The sequence below is a fragment of the Roseibium hamelinense genome (assembly GCF_007830545.1).
In the GTDB taxonomy this organism is placed as follows: Bacteria; Pseudomonadota; Alphaproteobacteria; order Rhizobiales; family Stappiaceae; genus Roseibium; species Roseibium hamelinense.
In genome coordinates this window covers 292,634-313,730 of the sequence record NZ_VLLF01000002.1, presented here as the reverse complement: position 1 = coordinate 313,730, position 21,097 = coordinate 292,634, and the positions used below count along the sequence as shown (strand labels likewise).

The 21,097-nt window shown below is 57.0% G+C and carries 26 protein-coding genes; 15 read left to right on the top strand and 11 right to left on the bottom strand.

The features are described from left to right. Positions 1–10 precede the first annotated feature (10 nt). From JM93_RS06270 to JM93_RS06235, 8 genes are all read left to right on the top strand, one after another. The gene (locus tag JM93_RS06270; RefSeq protein WP_145341375.1) at positions 11–1,027 is read left to right on the top strand and encodes a sugar ABC transporter substrate-binding protein; all 1,017 of its coding nucleotides are present in this window, start codon (positions 11–13) and stop codon (positions 1,025–1,027) included. 75 nt (positions 1,028–1,102) lie between these two features. Then, positions 1,103–2,185, top strand: coding sequence for an ABC transporter permease (locus JM93_RS06265; RefSeq protein WP_145341373.1), 1,083 nt, complete (start codon positions 1,103–1,105; stop codon positions 2,183–2,185). Beyond that, positions 2,161–2,958, top strand: a complete 798-nt coding sequence (locus JM93_RS06260; RefSeq protein ID WP_208994974.1) for an ATP-binding cassette domain-containing protein — start codon at positions 2,161–2,163, stop codon at positions 2,956–2,958. The genes JM93_RS06265 and JM93_RS06260 overlap by 25 nt, the downstream gene beginning before the upstream one ends. Before the next feature lie 81 nt (positions 2,959–3,039). Next, positions 3,040–3,972, top strand: a complete 933-nt coding sequence (locus JM93_RS06255; protein ID WP_145341369.1) for a carbohydrate kinase family protein — start codon at positions 3,040–3,042, stop codon at positions 3,970–3,972. An 82-nt stretch (positions 3,973–4,054) separates the two neighbouring features. Then, the gene (gene zwf, locus JM93_RS06250; RefSeq protein ID WP_145341367.1) at positions 4,055–5,527 is read left to right on the top strand and encodes a glucose-6-phosphate dehydrogenase; all 1,473 of its coding nucleotides are present in this window, start codon (positions 4,055–4,057) and stop codon (positions 5,525–5,527) included. 149 nt (positions 5,528–5,676) lie between these two features. Then, the gene (gene edd / locus JM93_RS06245) at positions 5,677–7,497 is read left to right on the top strand and encodes a phosphogluconate dehydratase (RefSeq protein WP_145341365.1); all 1,821 of its coding nucleotides are present in this window, start codon (positions 5,677–5,679) and stop codon (positions 7,495–7,497) included. Between the two features lie 22 nt (positions 7,498–7,519). Then, positions 7,520–8,161 carry a bifunctional 4-hydroxy-2-oxoglutarate aldolase/2-dehydro-3-deoxy-phosphogluconate aldolase gene (gene eda, locus JM93_RS06240; protein WP_145341363.1) on the top strand — a complete coding sequence of 214 codons (642 nt, stop codon included), beginning with the start codon at positions 7,520–7,522 and terminating at the stop codon, positions 8,159–8,161. A gap of 12 nt (positions 8,162–8,173) precedes the next feature. After that, a complete protein-coding gene (locus tag JM93_RS06235; protein ID WP_145341361.1) occupies positions 8,174–8,545 on the top strand; it encodes a VOC family protein in 372 nt (123 codons plus the stop codon). A 24-nt stretch (positions 8,546–8,569) separates the two neighbouring features. On the opposite strand, the gene JM93_RS06230 is transcribed toward JM93_RS06235, so the two are convergent. Both JM93_RS06230 and JM93_RS06225 read right to left on the bottom strand, forming a co-directional pair. Continuing rightward, positions 8,570–9,145 (bottom strand): PilZ domain-containing protein, encoded by a 576-nt coding sequence (locus JM93_RS06230; RefSeq protein WP_145341360.1) that lies wholly within the window; start codon positions 9,143–9,145, stop codon positions 8,570–8,572. 107 nt (positions 9,146–9,252) lie between these two features. Beyond that, positions 9,253–9,849 carry a LysE family translocator gene (locus JM93_RS06225; RefSeq protein WP_145341358.1) on the bottom strand — a complete coding sequence of 199 codons (597 nt, stop codon included), beginning with the start codon at positions 9,847–9,849 and terminating at the stop codon, positions 9,253–9,255. A gap of 186 nt (positions 9,850–10,035) precedes the next feature. Between JM93_RS06225 and JM93_RS06220 the strand changes: the two genes are divergently transcribed. The 5 genes from JM93_RS06220 to JM93_RS06200 all read left to right on the top strand — a co-directional run bounded on the left by JM93_RS06220 (position 10,036) and on the right by JM93_RS06200 (position 13,850). Beyond that, positions 10,036–10,824 carry a delta-class carbonic anhydrase gene (locus JM93_RS06220; protein WP_145341356.1) on the top strand — a complete coding sequence of 263 codons (789 nt, stop codon included), beginning with the start codon at positions 10,036–10,038 and terminating at the stop codon, positions 10,822–10,824. Between the two features lie 195 nt (positions 10,825–11,019). Further along, positions 11,020–12,639, top strand: coding sequence for a glucose-6-phosphate isomerase (gene pgi / locus JM93_RS06215; protein ID WP_145341880.1), 1,620 nt, complete (start codon positions 11,020–11,022; stop codon positions 12,637–12,639). Between the two features lie 270 nt (positions 12,640–12,909). Next, positions 12,910–13,179 (top strand): glycine zipper domain-containing protein, encoded by a 270-nt coding sequence (locus JM93_RS06210; protein ID WP_145341354.1) that lies wholly within the window; start codon positions 12,910–12,912, stop codon positions 13,177–13,179. A gap of 51 nt (positions 13,180–13,230) precedes the next feature. Beyond that, a complete protein-coding gene (locus JM93_RS06205) occupies positions 13,231–13,500 on the top strand; it encodes a bacteriocin (RefSeq protein WP_145341352.1) in 270 nt (89 codons plus the stop codon). Positions 13,501–13,574: 74 nt separating this feature from the next. Beyond that, positions 13,575–13,850, top strand: coding sequence for a bacteriocin (locus JM93_RS06200; RefSeq protein WP_145341349.1), 276 nt, complete (start codon positions 13,575–13,577; stop codon positions 13,848–13,850). 76 nt (positions 13,851–13,926) lie between these two features. Here the strand turns inward: JM93_RS06200 and ald are convergent, their stop codons facing one another. Further along, positions 13,927–15,063, bottom strand: coding sequence for an alanine dehydrogenase (gene ald / locus JM93_RS06195; protein ID WP_145341347.1), 1,137 nt, complete (start codon positions 15,061–15,063; stop codon positions 13,927–13,929). Positions 15,064–15,214: 151 nt separating this feature from the next. On the opposite strand from ald, the gene JM93_RS06190 reads away from it, so the two are divergent. Both JM93_RS06190 and JM93_RS06185 read left to right on the top strand, forming a co-directional pair. Then, entirely contained in the window at positions 15,215–15,688 is a 474-nt protein-coding gene (locus JM93_RS06190; protein WP_145341345.1) for an Lrp/AsnC family transcriptional regulator, read from the top strand. Positions 15,689–15,780: 92 nt separating this feature from the next. Then, the gene (locus JM93_RS06185; RefSeq protein WP_145341343.1) at positions 15,781–16,665 is read left to right on the top strand and encodes an SMP-30/gluconolactonase/LRE family protein; all 885 of its coding nucleotides are present in this window, start codon (positions 15,781–15,783) and stop codon (positions 16,663–16,665) included. A gap of 67 nt (positions 16,666–16,732) precedes the next feature. Here the strand turns inward: JM93_RS06185 and JM93_RS06180 are convergent, their stop codons facing one another. The 8 genes from JM93_RS06180 to JM93_RS06145 all read right to left on the bottom strand — a co-directional run bounded on the left by JM93_RS06180 (position 16,733) and on the right by JM93_RS06145 (position 21,084). Then, on the bottom strand, positions 16,733–17,317 hold the full coding sequence (locus JM93_RS06180) for a hypothetical protein (RefSeq protein ID WP_208994972.1): 585 nt from the start codon (positions 17,315–17,317) through the stop codon (positions 16,733–16,735). 98 nt (positions 17,318–17,415) lie between these two features. After that, a complete protein-coding gene (gene trhO, locus JM93_RS06175; RefSeq protein WP_145341341.1) occupies positions 17,416–18,204 on the bottom strand; it encodes an oxygen-dependent tRNA uridine(34) hydroxylase TrhO in 789 nt (262 codons plus the stop codon). 100 nt (positions 18,205–18,304) lie between these two features. Then, entirely contained in the window at positions 18,305–18,640 is a 336-nt protein-coding gene (locus tag JM93_RS06170; RefSeq protein WP_145341339.1) for a RebB family R body protein, read from the bottom strand. Between the two features lie 264 nt (positions 18,641–18,904). After that, positions 18,905–19,237, bottom strand: a complete 333-nt coding sequence (locus JM93_RS06165; RefSeq protein WP_145341337.1) for a RebB family R body protein — start codon at positions 19,235–19,237, stop codon at positions 18,905–18,907. Between the two features lie 45 nt (positions 19,238–19,282). After that, on the bottom strand, positions 19,283–19,600 hold the full coding sequence (locus tag JM93_RS06160) for a RebB family R body protein (protein ID WP_145341335.1): 318 nt from the start codon (positions 19,598–19,600) through the stop codon (positions 19,283–19,285). A gap of 139 nt (positions 19,601–19,739) precedes the next feature. Beyond that, positions 19,740–20,315: a hypothetical protein gene (locus JM93_RS06155; RefSeq protein WP_145341333.1), complete on the bottom strand. Its 576-nt coding sequence runs from the start codon at positions 20,313–20,315 to the stop codon at positions 19,740–19,742. Further along, complete coding sequence (locus JM93_RS06150) at positions 20,269–20,769, bottom strand: hypothetical protein (RefSeq protein ID WP_145341331.1); 501 nt, start codon at positions 20,767–20,769, stop codon at positions 20,269–20,271. The genes JM93_RS06155 and JM93_RS06150 overlap by 47 nt, the downstream gene beginning before the upstream one ends. A gap of 72 nt (positions 20,770–20,841) precedes the next feature. After that, positions 20,842–21,084 carry a hypothetical protein gene (locus JM93_RS06145; protein ID WP_145341330.1) on the bottom strand — a complete coding sequence of 81 codons (243 nt, stop codon included), beginning with the start codon at positions 21,082–21,084 and terminating at the stop codon, positions 20,842–20,844. Positions 21,085–21,097: the final 13 nt, after the last annotated feature.

Genomic DNA, 21,097 nt, shown 5'->3' with positions numbered 1-21,097 from the left:
GGAAGAGGGAATGATCCGGAAACTGCTTGGAACTGCTTCAATACTTGCCGCAATGGCCGCGGCACCGGCCATGGCGGCAGACACATCAGCCTGCCTGATCACAAAGACCGACACGAACCCGTTCTTTGTGAAAATGAAAGAGGGCGCTACTGCCAAGGCGGAAGAGCTCGGCATTGATCTGAAATCCTTCGCAGGAAAGGTCGATGGTGACCATGAAACGCAGGTCGCTGCGATCGAAACCTGCATTGCCGACGGTGCGAAAGGGATTTTGCTGACAGCATCCGACACGTCTTCCATTGTGTCGGCGGTTCAGCAAGCCCGTGACAACGGCCTATTGGTGATCGCACTCGACACCCCGCTCAATCCGATCGACGCTGCTGATGCGACATTCGCCACAGACAATTTCCTGGCGGGCGAACTGATCGGCAAATGGGCCGCAGCCACACTTGGAGATGATGCTGCGAATGCAAAAATCGCCATGCTCGACCTTGGCGTCAGCCAGCCAACGGTCGGTGTCCTGCGCGACCAGGGGTTCTTGCAAGGCTTTGGCATCGAGCTCGGCGACCCCAACCGCTGGGGTGACGAAACTGACCCGCGCATTGTCGGCAACGACGTGACAGCCGGGAACGAGGAAGGCGGCCGCCGGGCCATGGAAAACCTTCTCGCCAAAGATCCGATGATCAACGTCGTTTACACCATCAACGAGCCGGCTGCGGCCGGGGCCTATGAGGCCCTGAAAGCAATTGGCCGGGAAAACGACGTTCTCATTGTATCCGTCGACGGCGGCTGCCCCGGTGTTCAGAACGTCAAAGACGGCGTAATTGGCGCGACCTCCCAGCAATACCCGTTGCTGATGGCATCCCTTGGCATTGAAGCGATTGCCCAGTTTGCGGCCGACGGCACCAAACCGCAGCCGACCGAAGGCAAGGAGTTCTTTGACACCGGTGTGGCGCTCGTCACCGACAATCCGGTCGATGGTGTTGAGTCGATCGATACGGATGAAGGCATGAATCTCTGCTGGGGCTAAGCCCCGGCTGAGACGAAAAGACCAGGGGCAAGCGATCGCTTGCCCCTCACCTCGCATTCAGGAGGAGGCAGTGGCATGGCCTCGAACGACCGAGCGACCCGCGGACCGACGGAATACGAAAGCGCAGCCTCAACAAGTCCATCGGCTGTAGCGGAATTCGACCAGCATCATCAGACCTTGGTGCACAAAATTCAGCACGCGCTGCACCAGACACCGTCTTTGGTGCCACTTATCGTCCTGATGGTTTCAATTCTGATTTTCGGGATTTTACTGGGGTCGAAGTTCTTCTCGCCCTTCGCACTTACCCTGATCCTGCAGCAAGTTCAGATCATCGGCATCGTTGCGGCAGCACAAAGCATTGTCATCCTGACCGCCGGTATCGACTTGTCCGTCGGCGCCATCATGGTGCTGTCCTCCGTGGTGATGGGGCAGTTCACCTTCAGATACGGCCTGCCTCCGGAAATCGCGGTGATATGCGGCCTTATCTGCGGCACGCTGTGCGGCTATATCAACGGCTTTCTGGTAGCCGTCGTCAAACTGCCCCCGTTCATTGTCACACTTGGCATGTGGCAAATCATCCTCGCCACCAATTTCCTCTACTCGGCAAACGAAACAATCCGGTCTCAGGAAATCTCAGAACTCGCGCCGTTCCTTCAGTTTTTCGGCAACAAGGTCAATATCGGCGGCGCGATCTTCACCTACGGTGTCATTTTCATGGTCGTGCTGGTCATCGTCCTCGCCTATTGCCTGCGGCAGACCGCATGGGGCCGCCATGTGTATGCTGTAGGCGATGATCCGGAGGCCGCGCAACTCTCAGGAGTTCAGGTCAAGCGCACGCTCATTTCTGTCTACATGTTGTCCGGTCTGATTTGCGCTTTTGCCGGCTGGGCTTTGATCGGCCGGATTGGTTCGGTGTCGCCAACCTCCGGCCAGCTGGCCAACATTGAATCAATTACTGCGGTGGTGATCGGCGGCATATCGCTGTTCGGCGGACGCGGATCGGTGCTCGGAACCTTATTCGGCGCTTTGATCGTTGGTGTCTTTACCCTCGGCCTCAGACTTCTGGGTGCCGACGCACAGTGGACCTACCTGCTGATCGGCTTGCTGATTATTGCCGCGGTTGCTGTCGATCAATGGATCAGAAAGGTGTCGGTGTGATGGAACCAGTTCTGAAAGCCCGAAACTTGGTCAAACGCTATGGCCGTGTGGTCGCGATGGACCACGCCGACTTCGAGCTGTATCCGGGCGAAATCTTGGCCGTCATTGGTGACAACGGCGCCGGAAAATCAACCCTGATCAAAGCGTTGAGCGGAGCAGTTTCGCCGGATGAAGGCGATATTTGGCTGGAGGGTCAGAAAATCCACTTCAGTTCACCCATCGACGCAAGAAACGCCGGAATAGAAACGGTTTATCAGACACTCGCCATGTCTCCCGCCCTGTCTATCACCGACAACATGTTCATGGGCCGCGAGTTGCGCAAACCGGGATTTCGCGGGAAAATTCTCCGCCAACTGGACCGCAGGAGAATGGAGGAAGTAGCCCGCGAGAAACTGAGCGAACTCGGTCTTCTGACAATCCAAAACATCAATCAGGCCGTTGAGACCCTGTCCGGCGGGCAACGCCAAGGCGTGGCCGTGGCGAGGGCTGCGGCCTTCGGATCCAAAGTCGTGATCATGGACGAACCAACCGCTGCACTTGGTGTCAAGGAAAGCCGGCGGGTGTTGGAGCTGATCAAGGACGTGCGCAGCCGCGGGCTTCCGATCGTTTTGATAAGCCACAACATGCCGCATGTGTTCGAGGTCGCCGACCGCATCCATATCCACCGTTTGGGAAAGCGCGCTGCGGTCATCAAACCGGATGATTTTTCAATGTCGGACGCTGTGGCAATTATGACCGGGGCGATGGACCCGCCTGAGGGAATGGCGGCCTGATCGCGCCCGCGCGGGTTTTGTTTCACAACAGTAAGGCCAGCTGGATGAAGCTGCGGCCGAACATTTTCATGGACCCTAAGAATGATACTTGTGTGCGGTGAAGCGCTGTATGACATGTTTTCAGACAACACGTCCGCAGATCCGATCGGTTTTGAGGCACATATTGGTGGCTCGCCTTACAATGTCGCAATCGGTTTAGCGCGGCTCGGCCAGAAACCCGCATTTTTTGGCGGCATCTCCACAGACCAGCTTGGCGAAAAACTACTTGCGCGCCTCGCCGAAGAGGGCGTTGAAACCACCAATGTCCATCGCAGCCCTGCCCTGACAACCTTGAGCCTTGTTCAAAAGACGGCAGCAGGGCAGCCGGTCTATACGTTCTACGGCGAGAATGCCGCCGACCGGATGGTCACTGAAGCAGATCTGCCGCTGCCAGACCAAAACTTTGCCATGGTTCACATCGGTTCCTACACCGCGCTCGTTGAGCCGGTTGCCTCCGCGTTGAAAAACCTTATTGAGCGCGAACGCCCAAACAGTCTGATTGCCTTCGACCCTAATATTCGGCCAACAGTTGTCCCGGACATGAATGCGTGGAAGGCAAACACGCACAATCTCGCGGCGGTGGCGGACGTGATCAAGGTGAGCGATGAGGATCTCGCACTGATCGAACCGCTCAAGCGCATAGACGACATCGCCCAAGGCTGGATTGAACAGGGCTCAGGACTTGTGGTTGTCACGCGGGGCGCCAACGGCGCGGAGGTGTACACCGTAAACGGACGTTATTCATTTGAGGGACAAAAGGTTGCTGTAGCGGATACGGTTGGTGCGGGCGACACATTCCAAGCCGCGCTTTTGATGGGATTGACAGAACTCGGCATTTGCGGACGGGACGAGCTTGCCCGGCTTGACGACAGCCATGTCACCAGGCTTGTGTCTTTTGCAATCGAAGCCTCTGCGCTCACCTGTACACGGCGCGGGGCAGACCTGCCGAGAAAATCGGAACTCCGGCCGTTTTGAGTTGCGCCGGATTTATTGCTGACAACGGTATTAAATCGATTTAAAAACGCATCGGACTCACGAGGACAAAGGGCCGGATCGAATGGTTGCACGTGTAATTGAGGTTGAAGAATTCGACCTGGTCGTGTTCGGAGCATCCGGCGATCTGGCGCATCGGAAACTGATCCCGGCTCTTTACCACCGCTCCCAGGATGGCCAGGTTCCCGAGCATGCCCGCATCATCTGCACATCGCGCCGCGACTATTCGGACGACGAATACCGCAAGTGGGCCGAAGACGCATTGAAGGAACATGTTCCTGACCATGACCCGAAGAGCCTGCAAACATTCCTCGCGCGGCTTCGCTACGTAAAAATCGATGTCGGCAGCGGCGACGGCTACGACTCGTTAAAGGCAATCCTCGACGAGCGGCCAGACGTCATCCGTGCCTTCTACCTGGCCGTGGGGCCGGATTTGTTTGGCACAATCTGCGAAAATCTAGGCAAGGCCGGTCTTGTCAACGGCATGACCCGGGTCGTAATTGAAAAACCGATCGGCAAGGATGGTGAATCTGCGCGCGCGCTTAACGAGACCGTGGGCAAGGTCTTCGAAGAGCACCAGATTTTCCGTATCGACCACTATCTCGGCAAGGAAACAGTTCAGAACCTAATGGCGCTGCGCTTTGCCAACGCCCTGTTCGAACCCCTTTGGAACGCCGCGCATATCGATCACGTACAAATCACTGTCGCCGAAGCGCTTGGCGTTGGTGGCCGGGCCGGTTACTACGACACTGCTGGCGCGCTGCGCGACATGGTTCAAAACCACATCCTTCAGCTGCTTTGTCTCGTTGCCATGGAGCCGCCTGAATCGATGGACGCAGACAGCGTGCGCGATGAGAAACTCAAGGTCCTCAAGGCGCTGGCGCCGATCACGGAACAAAATAACGATCGCCTCACCGTTCGGGGCAGATACACTGCGGGTGCGTCTGCGGGCGGCGCTGTGCCGGGATATCTGGAAGAGCTGGGTCATCAGGACAGCACGACCGAGACTTTCGTGGCGCTGAAAGCCGAAATCGCCAACTGGCGGTGGGCGGGCGTTCCATTTTACCTGCGAACTGGCAAACGGCTTGCCAAACGCGTTTCGGAAATCGTGGTTCAGTTCCGCCCGATCCCGCACTCGATTTTCTCTCAAGAAGCCGGGACGATTACGGCCAACCGGTTGATCATCCGCCTGCAGCCAGACGAAGGCGTGCAAATGCAGATCATGATCAAGGACCCGGGACCGGGCGGAATGCGGCTGCGCAAAGTCCCTCTCGATATGAGCTTCGCCGAAGCATTCAAAGTACGCAATCCGGATGCTTACGAGCGCTTGATTATGGACGTGATCCGCGGCAACCAGACCCTTTTTATGCGCCGCGACGAAGTGGATGCCGCTTGGGCCTGGATCGACCCGATCCTCACTGCCTGGAACGCATCGCGTGACACGCCGCGAAACTACACTGCAGGGACTTGGGGCCCATCCGCATCCATCGCGCTCGTGGAACGGGACGGCCGGACCTGGGCCGAAGACGAAATTTAAGCTGTTGTCGGGACAGACGATGTCATACCGGTGCCGATTGATCATTTAAATCGATTAAATTAGCTCTATGCCGTCACTTCGGATAAGGTCGTTTTGACCAGCGTCTCCTCCGCGCCATGTGTTTGGGAGGACAACACGAGGACACGAACATGACCATCCAAGCCCGCATCGGTGAAGTAACCGAACGCATCGCAAGGCGCAGTCATGACAGCCGCTCCGCCTATCTCGAACGTATTCAGCGCGCCGCCGACCAGGGCCCGCAGCGCTCACGCCTTTCCTGCGGCAACCTGGCCCACGGATTTGCCGCATGCGGATTGTCCGACAAGGCCGCGCTTTCCGGGGACGTTGTTCCGAACCTCGGCATCATCACCGCCTACAACGACATGCTGTCGGCGCACCAGCCTTACGAAAATTTTCCAAGTCTTATTCGTGAAGCCGCGAATGAGGTCGGCGCAGTCGCACAGGTCGCCGGCGGCGTTCCGGCCATGTGCGACGGTGTCACCCAAGGGCAGGACGGCATGGAACTGTCGCTGTTTTCGCGCGATGTGATTGCCATGGGCGCCGCGGTCGGACTGTCACACCAGATGTTCGATGCTGCGGTGTTTCTCGGTATCTGCGACAAGATCGTGCCGGGCCTGGTTATATCTGCGCTTTCTTTCGGCCATTTGCCTGCGATTTTCATTCCCGCGGGTCCGATGACCACCGGCATTTCCAATGATGAGAAAGCCAAGGTCCGCCAGCTTTATGCTGAAGGCAAGGTCGGCAGGGACGCGCTTTTGGAATCCGAATCCAAGGCCTATCACTCTCCCGGCACCTGCACATTTTACGGCACAGCCAACTCCAACCAGATGCTAATGGAAATCATGGGCCTGCACATGCCGGGCGCATCCTTTGTCAATCCGGGTACGCCCCTACGTGAGGCGCTGACCCGCGAGGCGGTCAAGCGCGCGCTGGCAATCACCGCTCTTGGCAATGAGTTCACTCCCGCAGGGGAAGTGATCAACGAAAAAGCTATAGTCAACGGCGTCATCGGCCTGCATGCCACCGGTGGCTCGACGAACCATACGATGCATCTGGTCGCAATGGCCAATACCGCAGGCATCAAGCTCACCTGGGACGACATTTCTGACCTGTCGGATGTGGTGCCGCTACTGGCGCGGGTTTATCCCAACGGCAAAGCGGACGTGAACCATTTCCAGGCAGCAGGCGGTCTTGGTTTCCTGATCCGCGAGCTGTTGGCAGAAGGCTATCTGCACCAGGACGTGAAGACCGTTTTCGGAACCGACCTGTCCGGTTACACGGTGGAAGCCAAACTGGACGACGACGGCAATGTCGTTCGCGAACCAGTCCCGGGGACATCTGGCGATGAGACGGTACTGGCTCCCTTCGCCAAGGCATTTCAGCCGACAGGCGGTCTCAAAATGCTGACCGGCAACATCGGCAAGGCTGTCATCAAGATCTCGGCTGTCGCGCCCGAGCGTCACGTCATAGAAGCCCCTGCCCGCGTGTTCCATTCGCAGGAGGATTTCTTGAAGGCCTTCTCCAACAAGGAATTTACAGGCGACATGGCGGCCGTCGTGCGTTTCCAGGGCCCGAAGGCGTGCGGCATGCCGGAACTGCACAAACTGACGCCATCGCTCGGGATTTTGCAAGATCGCGGCCACAAGGTCGCCCTGATCACAGATGGACGTATGTCCGGTGCGTCGGGTAAGGTGCCAGCCGCCATTCACGTAACTCCGGAAGCTGCTGACGGCGGCGACATCGCCAAAATCCAGGACGGCGACATGATCCGTGTCGATGCTGTAACCGGCAAGCTTGAAGTTTTGGTGGATGCAGAGGAGTTTGGCGCCCGGCCGGCCGCAGTTCAAGATCTGAGCGATCACCAAACCGGCGTCGGCCGCGACCTTTTTGCCGCTTTCCGCCATGTGGTTGGCAGCGCGGACACCGGCGCTCATGTGTTTGGCAACTGACCCCTTTTGAAAGCAGTGATTGATGCCCCAAAACGTTCAAAAAATCGAAGACGTCATGTGTGCGGCTCCGGTTATCCCGGTTCTGGTCGTCGAAGACCCGGCAAAAGCCGTACCCATGGCAGAGGCACTTGTACGGGGTGGGCTGCCAGCAATCGAAATCACGCTGCGCACGCCGAAAGCCTTGGAAGCCATCAAGGCTGTCGCTGACAACGTCAAGGGCGCTATCGTTGGCGCAGGAACGGTCCTTGACGGCTCGCAATATTCGGCAGCTGTTCAAGCAGGATCGCAGTTCATCGTATCACCTGGTGCAACCAAAACGCTGCTTGATGCGGCTGAGACCCATTCCGTTCCGCTCCTGCCGGGCGCAGCCACCGCGTCCGAGGTCATGTTCTTGCTCGAAAGCGGCTATTCGCGATTGAAGTTTTTCCCGGCAGAACAAGCCGGTGGTGCTGCCTATCTGAAATCCTTGTCCTCGCCTTTAGCGGCAGCAAAATTCTGTCCGACCGGAGGCGTTAGCCTTGATAAGGCACCGACCTACCTGGCCCTGCCTAATGTCTTGTGTGTCGGCGGCTCCTGGATCGCCGACGCCAAGGTGATTGCGTCGGAAGACTGGGCTGGGATCGAAGAACGGGCCCGCGCGGCCTCTCAGCTCGCAACGTCCTAAAAAGGCAGAAGCATGCTTAAACTGGACCACGTCAATCTACGCACGGCAAACTTGGGCGCGATGGTGACGTGGTATGAGGAGGTTGTCGGGCTGAAGGCCGGGCCGCGCCCGCCTTTCAGTTTTCCCGGCGCGTGGCTTTATGCCGGAAACCAGCCCGTGGTTCATCTGGTCGAAGTTGAGACACCGGCCAAGGGCGAAGAACCGAGGATTGAGCATTTCGCACTCAGTTCGATCGGTTTGGAGGCCTTTTTGAAACATCTGAAAAGCAAAAATGTTCCATATCGTCTGGGACAGATCCCTGGGATGCAAATTACCCAGGTGAACATTTTCGATCCAGATGAAAACCATATTCACGTGGACTTTCATGGCGAGGCCCAACCCTAAACGGAACAAGCTTTCCCTGAGGGGTTAGACATTGGCCCGTATTTCGGCCCCATCATCTTCATCCTCATTCTGGTCATCATTGCTATCAGCGGTCCAATTCAGACGCAAACCGCCAGAAGTCGCGTTCCGCCAGGCAAACTCGCCAATCACCGGCCGGTCAAAACGCGGCACATGCAGGATTACTTGATCGGGGAACTCCGAGAGCCCTTTTGCAGCGATCCGGCACCCGTTTTGCCCGGCATCCACGATTGTGCCCGACACTTCGGTGATGCCTTCCTTGTCCGTAATCTTGACGGGGATCGAAACGTTGTTGCGCCTCTCACGCCGCTTGTCGATAACAGACTGTTCGTTTTTCGGGAAAACAACGGCGCCGGTCTCGCCTTTAACCGCCAGAATCTGAGCTTTGGTCATACGGGTATTGTTGCCGACCCGGATTGCAATATTTTTGCGTAACTCGGAAATCTTGTCGGAGCGAAGCTGGCAGCCCCATTGGCTGACATTGGACACAACCGCCGAAACACAGGTTAGATTGTCGAGGTCAACAACCATCACCTCTTCGGTCGCCCCTTCTTTGTCTTGCAAATGAGCTAAAAGTTCCATTACCAGCCTCCGATACCTTACGTAAGATACGCAAAAGACAGTTTCCAACCAATTAAATAGCCAGACCGGACATGTAGACTTTGACAATCCGCACCTGCCGGCGCCTGTTAGCCAGTGAAACCGGAAAAAGCAGCAAGAACAACAACACAAAGCATCGCGAGGGCCATCACTGCATTGATGATACTGTGTACCCGCGCACTGAGGTCCAGCCGGTGAAGAAACACGCCCGCATAAAGCCATGCGATGTGCACCGGGATCCAGATTGCGTTGATCAACATGAACTTCAAAAGTGTCTCAAGCATCAGGCTGTCAGGATAGAAGGCAAAGCCGGAGAAAAAAGCAGTGTTAACCGCATAGGCCTTTGGATTGATCGCCTGAAGACCAAGCCCCCCGGCGATTCCCGGCGCGCGCTCCGGGTGTATGAACGCGATTTTTGATCCTGACAGTGCGATTTTCGCAGCAATATAGAGCAAAAACAGCGTTGACCCGATCATCAGGACCGTTCGGACCGCAGGGACCGCCAAGACAGCAGCGGCAAGCCCCGAAACAACGGCAAGAGCGACAAGGTTTGTTCCGAGAAACAGGCCGGACACATAGCGCATGCCGGCAGATGCGCCGAAGCTGGCCCCGACACCCGCCGTCGACAGTACTCCCGGGCCGGGCGTAATGAGCAGAAAAAACACGGCAGCGGCAAATGTCAGCATAAAGCGCTCAATATATTCAAAGAAACAATCATGGGCCCCATCCCTTTGTGATCCCGATCACAGCCTTGTCACACGAAAGGAACGACCTTTGTGTTGGAATGCGACAGTGTTTTCATCAAGCTATTGCATCGCCGACATAAATCCAGATCACCGTAACGTTACACCCACCTTTCGGGAGAGAAATCGATGAAGAAAGCGGCATATTTCGCCTATACAGGTCTTGTCGCGATGCTGATTGCAGCACCGGCACAATCAGCGGAGCTTTGCCAGGGCTATGGTCCGCAAACCCCGCGCGACATTACCGCTACGACAGGTGAAAACCAGCGCGTGTTTACTCTCGCACCAGCTCCCGAAAAAATGAACCTGTGCAATCTGCACACCCACACGAACGCCGAGCACAAAGGACCGGGATATACGGTGTCTGCAGGCAGCGGCGAACATGGCGGTTTCCAATGCAATGAGACTGCAAGCCTGACGGAAGCAGAACTCTCGGACCCCGGCGAAGGAGCCTATCAAGGCGTCAAACCCGGCGACACGATCGAAGTTCATTGGGTTTACAGCTCATGCGATGTTGCGCCGGGCAAAGGTCTGGGATCTTGTTTGAGTGATGCCTGCCAGAACCCGGAGTTGCGCGTGGAAAGCCAGGTTTTCCTAGTCGTCAACGATGAGAATGCGCTCGATTTCCGGGATTTTGCCTATGAGGGCAATCAGGTAAACGGGCTTCATCAGCCAAAGGCGCTGCCGACTGACACAGGCACACCGGTCGTGTTTGCCGGGTCAACCACCGGGCCAAGCTTCACCGAGGCAATGTGTTCACCATTTCAGGTTACCTGGAGCGTGCGCCCGCAATGCGCCAAAGTCGATATCAACTCGCTCAACGCATGGGCCGAAAACGGCAACGTATTTGAGGAAGACCATTCTCATGGTGTCCGCCAGCTTGTGACCGCGCCCGAACTTCTCGCGCCGATCAACTGACCACGGCAGCGCACCGGCGCCGTTGACCGGTGCGCATGCCCGGACTGCACATATGTTTCCCTGACAAACGATCCCCAAAGCGGTTCAGGAGCGCTTTGCGCAAGACGCGCCCTTGCTATTCAGCAGAAGGCCGCTAAGGTCTCGCTGCGCTGATTATCGGTAATTCAATCGATTTAAACGGAGGCAACCTTGACCATAGCGGACACGATCAACTCTCTGTCTGATCACGGCAAACGCCTTGGAGAGCAAACTCTCCGGGAGCTTTTCGAAGCCGACCGCGCCCGCTTTGACAGGTTCTCGGCGCGCCTGGATGACTTGCTGCTGGACTACAGCAAGTGCCAGATTGACGAATTGGCCCGCGAACGCCTTATACAACTGGCACGCGCCGCAAATGTCGACGGCATGCGCGATGCCATGTTTTCGGGCGAAAAAATCAACACAACGGAAAACCGCGCTGTCCTCCATACTGCCCTTCGCAACCGCTCGGACCGGCCAGTGATTGTCGATGGCGCTGACGTCATGCCGGGTATCAACGCAGTGTTGGCCACTATGGCGGATTTCAGCGAGGCCGTCCGGTCGGGCGAATTGACCTCCTCCACCGGGAGCGCTTTCACAGATGTCGTCAATATTGGCATCGGTGGATCGGACTTGGGGCCGGTGATGACCACACTTGCGCTTGCGCCCTATCACGATGGACCTGAGTTGCACTACGTCTCCAATGTTGATGGCGCCCATATCGCTGATACGCTTGAGAAGCTGGACCCGGAAACGACGCTTTTCATCGTAGCCTCGAAAACGTTTACGACCATCGAGACGATGACGAACGCGCAAACCGCGCGCCGCTGGATTGCGGAAAAGCTCGGCGAAGATGCCGTGAAAGATCACTTTGCCGCCGTTTCGACCGCGCTCGACAAGGTCGCCGAATTCGGCATCCGGGAGGATCGCGTGTTCGGCTTCTGGGATTGGGTCGGTGGCCGGTACTCGATCTGGTCCGCCATCGGGCTGCCCCTGATGATCGCCATCGGCCCGGATGCGTATGCCGATTTTCTCGAAGGCGCGCATGCAATGGACATACATTTCTGCGAGGCGCCCTTTGACCGGAACCTGCCTGTCCTTTTGGGACTTATAGGCGTTTGGCACCGGGATGTGCTCGGCTATTCCGCGCGTGCAATCTTGCCCTACGACCAGAGGCTGTCACGGTTCCCGGCCTATCTGCAGCAACTTGACATGGAGTCCAACGGCAAGCGCGTCATGAAAGGCGGCGAGCCGGTCGACATGCAGACCGGGCCGCTTGTGTGGGGAGAACCCGGCACCAACGGACAACACGCGTTTTATCAGCTTCTTCACCAGGGAACGTCAGTTATCCCGTGCGAGTTCATCCTGGCAGCACACGGACACGAAGAAGACCTGCAACATCATCATGATTTGCTGATCGCAAATTGCCTCGCCCAATCCGAAGCCTTGATGCTGGGCCGGACCCTTCAGGAAGCCAAAGATCTGCTTGCCGCTTCCGGAAAACCCTCCGAAGAAATCGAAGCACAGGCACCGCACAAGGTTTTTCCCGGCAACCGGCCATCACTGACAATACTCCATGACCGCCTGACGCCTTATAATCTGGGCAGACTGATCGCACTTTATGAGCATCGGGTCTTCGTCGAGGGCGTGATATGGGGCATCAATTCTTTCGATCAGTGGGGCGTGGAGCTCGGCAAAGAGCTTGCGACCGCCCTTCTGCCAATTGTCCAAGGGACTCAATCCGCGGATGAAAAAGACTCCTCCACGAAAGGTCTTTTGACAGCGCTCAAAGCGCAATAGGTGTCAATCGCCGTAATTTTGCCTCAAGCACTGAGTTGTGTACCCGAAGGCGCCTACGCGCTGCGTTACATCCGAGCGGGCAGCGTCGCCAGATTGTTCGCCTCTCGGTCAAGCCATTGTTTCATTCTTGCCGTTGTTTGGTTAACGGCATAGTCTTGAACAGAAATTTTGTGTTTTTTGTGCATCAAGTGTGATGCACGCTACTGCAAAAAGAAAAAAACTCGAATACGCTGATGCCTAACGTAGCGTTGTTCAAAGGAGCCTACCGTCATGCAAAAAATCTTCGTCCTTGTCGCGTCCGCCATGCTGCTGGCGGCCTGCCAGTCCGACAGCCAGCGCGACCGCGCACTTGTCGGCGGCGGCCTCGGCGCTGCAACTGGCGCAGCCATAGGCGCTGCAGCGACCGGTGATGTCGGCGGCGCTCTTGTCGGCGCTGCAATCGGTGGCGCTGGCGGTGCGATCGCAGGCTCTGCGACCACGCCGAAAAACTGTGTAGCCTATGATTCCAATGGCAATCCATACCGGGTTGCCTGCCCATAGCCGTAAAACAAAAGAGCCGCCGCGCGGCGGCTCTTTTTTCAGGAACTGACCATGAAAAAACTACTCTTTGCCGGGGCAGCTGCCCTTCTTCTTGCAGGTTGCCAGTCGGACAGCCAGCGTGACCGCGCTCTTGTTGGCGGTGGCCTGGGAGCAACGACAGGTGCAATTATTGGCGCGGCAGCTGGCAACGGGGTCGGTCCTGCTCTGGCAGGGGCTGCCATTGGCGCTGCAGGTGGTGCAATCGTTGGATCGGCTACAACGCCCAAGAACTGCGTTGCCTACGACCGGAACGGACGGCCTTACCGGGTCGCCTGCCCGTAAATTCGACACTAACGAAGGGCGCTTTGCATCGTTAGACTCTTAAGTGATTCGAATTCACTCATGGGGCCTGCGACATGAAGCGCCTTTTAATCGTTTTGGCAGCAACGCTGCCGCTGGCAGGATGCATCTCGGGATCCGATACGGAACGGGACCGTATCCTCATCGGTGGCGGCTTGGGCGCCGCAACGGGAGCTGCCCTTGGCGCAGCGGCCGGATCAACCGCCGGCTGGGCTTTTGCAGGAGCTGCGATTGGCGCTGTAGGCGGCGGCGTGATCGGTGCTGTAACAGCCCCGCGGGAATGCGTGGCCCAACTTCCAGATGGCACTCCCTACAACGTCAGATGCCCTTAGAAACGCGAAATGGCGGGCCTCTTCGGTCCGCCACGTCGCTGTTATTCACAAAAATGTGGCTGCGCTTGCGCAGGCCTCAGGCGGCCTGTACCGAGACAGCAGACAGCGCCGCTTCAGGGCTGACAAACTCGTATCCGAGAGCCTCTGCAACGGCCGAGCAGGTCACTTTGCCCTGATGAACGTTCAGACCCGGCAGGAATAATGGATCATCCAAAAGCGCCTGCGGAGCGCCTTTGTCGGCAAGAGCCAGGGCAAATGGCAAAGTGACATTGTTCAACGCATAGGTGGACGTGCGCGGCACAGCGCCGGGCATGTTTGCGACACAGTAGTGTACAACCTCGTCAACGATGTAGGTTGGGTCCGAATGGGTTGTTGCGTGGGACGTCTCGAAACACCCGCCCTGATCGATTGCTACATCGACCAGCACCGACCCCGGCTTCATGCGCTTGACCATGTCTGCTGTCACAAGTTTGGGGGCAGCGGCACCAGCGACCAGGACCGCCCCGACAACGAGATCAGCCTCTAGAACATGAGCTTCCAGCGCGGCTTTTGTTGAGTAGACAGTCTTGAGGGCCGACCCATATGTCAAAGACAGCTCGGACAGAACGGAAACGTTGCGGTCGAAGACCGTGACGTCCGCACCCAGGCCCAGCGCCATGGTGATCGCATGCGAGCCAACTACACCACCGCCGATCACAACGACCTTTGCCGGGGCCACGCCCGGCACACCACCAATCAAAGTGCCTGATCCGCCATGTTCCTTTTCTAGCGCTTTCGCGCCCGCAATCACCGAAAGGCGCCCGGCCACCTGAGACATCGGCGCCAGGAGCGGCAGGCTGCCGTCTTTGCCCAAGACAGTTTCATAGGCGATGCAGGTCGCGCCGGACTTGACCAGATCCGCAGTTTGCGCGGCATCAGGCGCAAGGTGCAAGTAAGTGAACAGAATATGGTCCGAACGCAGGCGAGCGCGTTCTTCGGCTTGTGGTTCCTTGACCTTGACGATCATCTGCGCGGTTTCGAAAACCTCCGACGCTGTCGACAGGATTTTGGCCCCAGCGGCTTCATAAGCGGCATCATCGGCACCGATACCCGCACCAGCCAGGGTTTCAACCCAGACTTCATGGCCGCGCGCCGTAAACTCGCGGACGCTATCTGGAGTCAAACCGACCCGGTATTCGTGGTTCTTGATTTCCTTTGGCACACCAATGCGCATGACGTTTCCCCTTTTGATTTGGAATTATCTGAAAATCATACGCCTTTGGCGCTCGCATGTGCTTGCGATTTCATCACCTATGCGGCACTCTACGCAATATAATTGCGCCAATTTGGCGTTTTAAAGCACAATCAACGAAACATGTTGCGCAATGAAGCTTGATAGGATCGACCGACACATTCTTGATGTCCTGCAGTCCGACGGCCGGATTGCCAATGCAGACCTTGCCGAGACGGTCGGCTTGTCGCCGTCTGCATGTTTGCGGCGCATGCGTGCCTTGGAAGAGGCTGGTGTCATCGACAAATATGTCGCTCTGCTCAACCAGCGCAAAATCGGCCGCCGGATGGACGTCTTTGTCGAGATATCCTTGATCGGCCAATCCAACGAAGTCCTCGAGGGGTTTGAAAGGGCCGTTGCCCGTTCGGCAGAAATCATGGAGTGTTTCCTGATGGCAGGCGATGCCGATTACATGTTGCGGGTTACCGCAGCAGACCCGGCGGACTTTGAACGCATTCACCGCGAGGAACTGGCAAGACTTCCGGGTGTCGCCCGGATGAAATCCTTGTTTGCCATCCGGCCAATTGTCCGTAAAACCGCTTTTCATCTCGGCGACAGGCATAGCTGAACAGACTCAATACGCTATAACCTGTCGACGCTAGTACGGAAGCCGCCTATAGTCGGCCCATTCAATCGTTGATTGACCTTAGGAAAAACAAGGTGCCTATTTCGATTTCGCGTCTGATTGATACGACGTACCAACTTGCCGAATGCCCAACCTGGGATCCAAATACAAACCGCCTTTTCTGGACCGATATTCAGGGCTGCAAAATCTATGCAATGGATTGGGCAACCCGCGCGATAGAACATTGGCAATTCGACAATGAAGTCGGATCTTTCGGCCTTGCCGACGACGGACGGCTCGTCGTTGCGGTTTGGGACAAGATCGTCCTGTTCGACCCGGCGTCCGGAGAGCAATCGGTCCTGGCAATGATCGAGGAAGACCAGCCCCATACACGCCTGAATGACGGGAAAGTCGGTCCAGACGGTGCTTTTTGGGTCGGGACCATGGACACCAGAAGTCCAAGGGAACCGATCGCCGGTCTATACCGGGTCGACCCGACAGGCGACGTACACATGATCCGGGATGCGCTTCAGTGCTCCAACGGCTTGGCGTGGTCACCTTCGGGGATGACACTGTATCACTCCGATACCAGTCCGGGCTGGATCGAAGCCTACGCGTTTGAGCCGGAAACCGGCACCCTTGGCAGCAAGATGCTGTTTGCCCAACAAACCAATGAAACAGGGCGCCCCGACGGGGCAACAGTAGACGCCGACGGCTGCTATTGGAGTGCGGGAGTATCTGCCGGGCTATTGAACCGCTTCAGCGAGGACGGGGAGCTCAAGCAAGCCATCAAGATGCCGGTCCCGCGGCCAACCATGCCGTGCTTTTGTGGTCCGGAACTGGACCAGCTGGTCGTCACGAGCTTGAGGCCGCCTTCAGATCCGACGGATATTGACCCGAGTTCGCTGTCCGGCGGCCTGTTCATCGTTGAAGGTCATGGGACGAAAGGCCTGCCGACCAACCTGTTCAAGACCTCGTGACAGCCGAGATGGTTCTCCGGATCTGCAGCGGGAGAAACCCGCCGCAGCATAGACTAATGCTTTCAGTCTAGTGACGGCATTTGGACGACACCGGCCGCCAAACCACCTGCTGATTACTGACCTTCACCTTCCGGTGAACCGTTCTGTAAACAGCAGGCTGGTGCACCACGCGCTTGCTTGCATGTTGAAGGATGTATTTTTCCTGCACGGTACCATAGATGGCAGGGTGCCTGACGGCGACCTTCCCGCCGGGCTTGACGAGAACAGTCTGCGCAACCGTCTTGTAAACAGCCGGGTGGGTCACCTTGCAAAGGACTTTCTTGCCATGACGATACTGGTATTCCCAGCCCGTTGAGGCAGGCTGGACCAGGACCCTCTGATGCCGTGTTTGGTAGACCGGCGCAATGGCGCGGTAACTCACCCGCTCTGGCTGAACAACAACGCGCTTTGTCCGATAGCCGTAAACAGCGGGCTGGCGCACAACGCGCTGGCTCGCTGGCTGAACCAGGACTTTTTCCGCGACCGTGCGGTAGGTGGCCGGAATCACCGCCTGTTCATAACAGGACGATTTGTAGCCACCAGCGGACGCCAGTTGTGGTGAAACATAAAGAAAACTCATCGCCAGACTGGCGATCATTGCAGTTCGACGCATGGCACAATTCCCCCTGCCCTGCGGGCTCAACATGGGCCCGGCATGAGCTTAGGAAATCTTTACCAAAGGTTAAAGCGCCAAATTTCCGAAGGGTTAAGTTACCCTTCTTCGGCATAGTCCGTGTCTTCGTTGATCACGTGTTTTGCAGCCTCAGGGATCCAACTGCCCCATTTGGGTTGCAGCGCGTGATCAACCGACACCCGGTCATCGAACACAAAGCACTCTCCCTTCCAAAGGCTCTTCTCCTCCGGAACCTTTTCCAGGTAGTTCAAAATACCGCCTTCCAGGTGATACACATCCTCGAAACCGTTCTTGAGCATCCACGCCGTCGCCTTTTCGCACCGAATACCTCCGGTACAGAACATGGCAACCTTCGGCTTTTTCTTCAGGGTTTCCGAATGGTCGACCCAGTCCGGGAACTCCCGGAACGACTGGGTTTCGGGGTTCATAGCCCGTTCGAAGGTCCCGAATGCGAACTCATAGTCGTTGCGTATGTCGATGACCACGACATCCGGGTCCTCAATGAGCGCGTTCCAGTCTTCAGGCTTAACATAGGTGCCGACAATTTCGTTCGGGTCGATATCGTCGACCGCCAACCGCACGATCTCCTGCTTGAGCCGCACCTTGATGCGCTTGTAAACGTGGCGATGGCTCCACGACTCCTTGTGGGCAAGATCGGCAAGACGCGGATCTGATCGCAAGTGTGCCAACACTTCACGCACACTGATTTCCGGGCCGCAAATCGTTCCGTTGATCCCCTCGCTTGCCAGCAGCAAACTGCCCCGGACGTCGCGCGCCGCGCAGAAGGCCTTCAGCGGGTCACGCATCGCTTCGAAGTCTTCAAGAGGAGTAAACTTATAAAGGGCAGCGATCAGGTAGTCGGTCATATTGGCTTTTCTTGATTGGTTTTATCGCGCGCTCAGCGCTATTGGCGCCCTCTATAGCGCCGAACGCGTGGTTAAGAGAAGTCCGGATTTTCGCGGACCCTTAGGAACCGGAGGGTTTGCTATCCTTTGCACCGAACTGATTGAGCGCAGAAAGCAGGTCATTGAGATCCGCATCCGGGTCTACTGCAGCTGTTGCAGCGACCGCGGCCATATCGGTTATGGGTGTTGTTTGCAAGATCGCGCCGGCCACCAGCATGTTCCCGAGCATGGCTTGGCGGGCCTGGTTGGCGACCGAATTCTCAAACAGGATGCCCATCGAATGGGACATAGCGCCGTAAAGCGCCGCACCCGCTGTTGCTGGTGCGAGGCCGAGCACAAGGGCATCGATATCGGCAACGGTTTGAACGACAGGTTCTGAGTTCGGATTGGCTGGCATGGGCAAGTCTCCTTTGACAGTTGAACGCTTTTCGCGCGCAGCTTGTGACACCTTTGCCCACTGTCCCGAGCTGCTTCCCGCAAGCACTCTTGCCGGTCCTTACGCGTCTGAACTCAGACAAAAACAACCGGGACACACCAGACAATCACCCTCTAGTTGTTAAAATCTGTTTTACGCGCATGACAAAAGGACCCCGTTCCGGGCACCCGAAACGAAGTCCGATTGTCTCTGACAGCGCTGCTAACGGACGTCAGCCGCCGTTACTTAGCGGCCGCTACGGCCGCCAAAGGCATTCAGAACCGTCAGAAGGCTTGTCAAATTGTCTGCGACACCGCTTTGAGCAACTTTCTCCGTTGCCCCGGCACCGGCCATGGTGTCCATGCTGTAGATCTGCATGACACCCTGGTTGACCGCAGCCTGAGCAAGGATGTTTTGCTGTTGTTGGGCTGCGACCGCGTTTTCAAACAGGATTCCGGTGGAGTGCGCGCTTGATTGATACAGCGTGCTCATCGCCATTGCGGGAGACTCACCAACAACTTTCACGTTGGATTGTGTCACCGCGTCAGTGATCATCGGATTGACGAGTGGGTCAGGCATTCAAAGCTCCTTCAAATCTGCCGGCCAACCGGCCAGCTTCAGGCTTTAGCTGAACGCGTTGAGAACGGTCAGCAGGCTTGTCAGATTGTCCGCGGTACCAGATTGGCCAACCTTTTCTGTCGCGCCGGCGCCGGCCATGGTGTCCATGCTGTAGATCTGCATGACACCCTGGTTGACCGAAGCCTGAGCAAGGATGTTTTGCTGCTGCTGGGCCGCAACCGCGTTTTCAAACAAAATGCCGGTCGAGTGGGCGCTTGCTTGGTAAAGTGAGCTGATCGCCATCGCAGGAGATTCCGCGACAACCTTTACGTTGGATTGCGTGACAGCATCGGTCACCATGGGATTTACGAGAGGATCAGGCATTCATAGCTCCTTCAAAATGGCCGGCTGATGTGCCGGCTGCTGGCACTTAGAAGGACGCTGCCCAGGGGAGTTTGTGAAACGGCAAGCTATTATTTTTATTGTTTTTTTTGAACTCAAACGGGCAAATCGATGCAGACGCTTACTCGCTGGTCTGGTTGTTTGCTATTTTTTCCGCCTGGGCCCTAAGCGCAGCGATCTGACGTTCGACCTCCCGAGCCACCATGGTCTGAACATTGCCCATCATCTGGTTCATCTGATAGGCAAGCTTGGGGTCGGCGGTTTTTCCGCCTCCTGCCGGCATGGCCGCTCCGCCGGGCCCTGGCCCGAGATTGAGCCCGGCTCCCGCCATACCATCTTTCGCCGATTTCAAGAGGTCTGCGAGCAAGGACTTGTCATTGGCAGCCCTCTCCAGAAGAGCGTGCTGCTCACTCATGGACTCCTGGAGCGCAGCCGCCTTTGCAGACGCATTTTTCAAGATGTTTTCGACAGTCGACAAAGCCTCGGTCATGGCTTTGTCGGTTTCTTCCTGCCTTTTTGCGATCTCTCCGGCAATCCCAATGACGCTTGGCAACGACCGGTAGAGCGACTGATAGTCCTCCTGGGTCTTCGCTGCATCCAGATATCCGCTGATGATCTTCTTCAGCAGATCGGTGCCGGCCGATGGCTCATTATTTTGTCCGGGGCCCCGACCGGCGGCTCTTGTTCTGCCTACCATCTTGCTTCTCCTCGTTCACCGATGTTCCAACGGCCGTCTCCCCGGCGGCTACGACCTCGACGGTTTCCTCTGCGGCTGATGGGCTGGGGGCGCCTGTTTTCTGGGCCCGCCCCCCTGCAAGCGCGCGTTGTCCCCGCGTGTACCCGCTTCGGCCAAGGCTGCCTGTGCTGCGATCCCCGCGACCCGAAACACATTTTGTCTCCAGATCAAAAGAACCGGCTGCCTCTTCAAAATAACTAAAGTCGCCTTGTCCAAGCGCAGCTTCACTTCGGATCGCAGTCCGCGTCACTTTCTGCAAATGCACAATATGGCTGACATGATACGAGTAGGCCTCATGCAGCCGTCCCAGGTGCAGACTGTCTTCGGACGTCTCCAATGCGGACATCCAGCGCTTGAGCGTATCGGCAAGCACAGCGTCCAAACGCTGTGCAATATCTCCAAGTTCCTGTTCCATAGTCGCACTCCTCCCGCCGACCGGAAGTTGATCCGGACGTATAGCGGTCCCTTTGTCAGATGATTGTGCCCGCTACCGGCGGCCCAATATGGTCATGAGCGCCTTGAGCACGCCCGCTTTTTCCTTGTCGGGCAGGTCCTCAAATGCTTGCTTCAAGGTCCGTTTCCGCTCTCGTTTAAAAGCCCCCGGACGATCTTTCCGGCCATGCGGCCGGTCCGGTTCATGGTCATCCTCCGGTGTGTCCTGAGGGGCGAGCGAATGCACTTTCGCACTTCGCATTTGGCCGGTCGGCTGCGGTCCGTGTTCGGTTTGCATGAAGGCCTCCTGT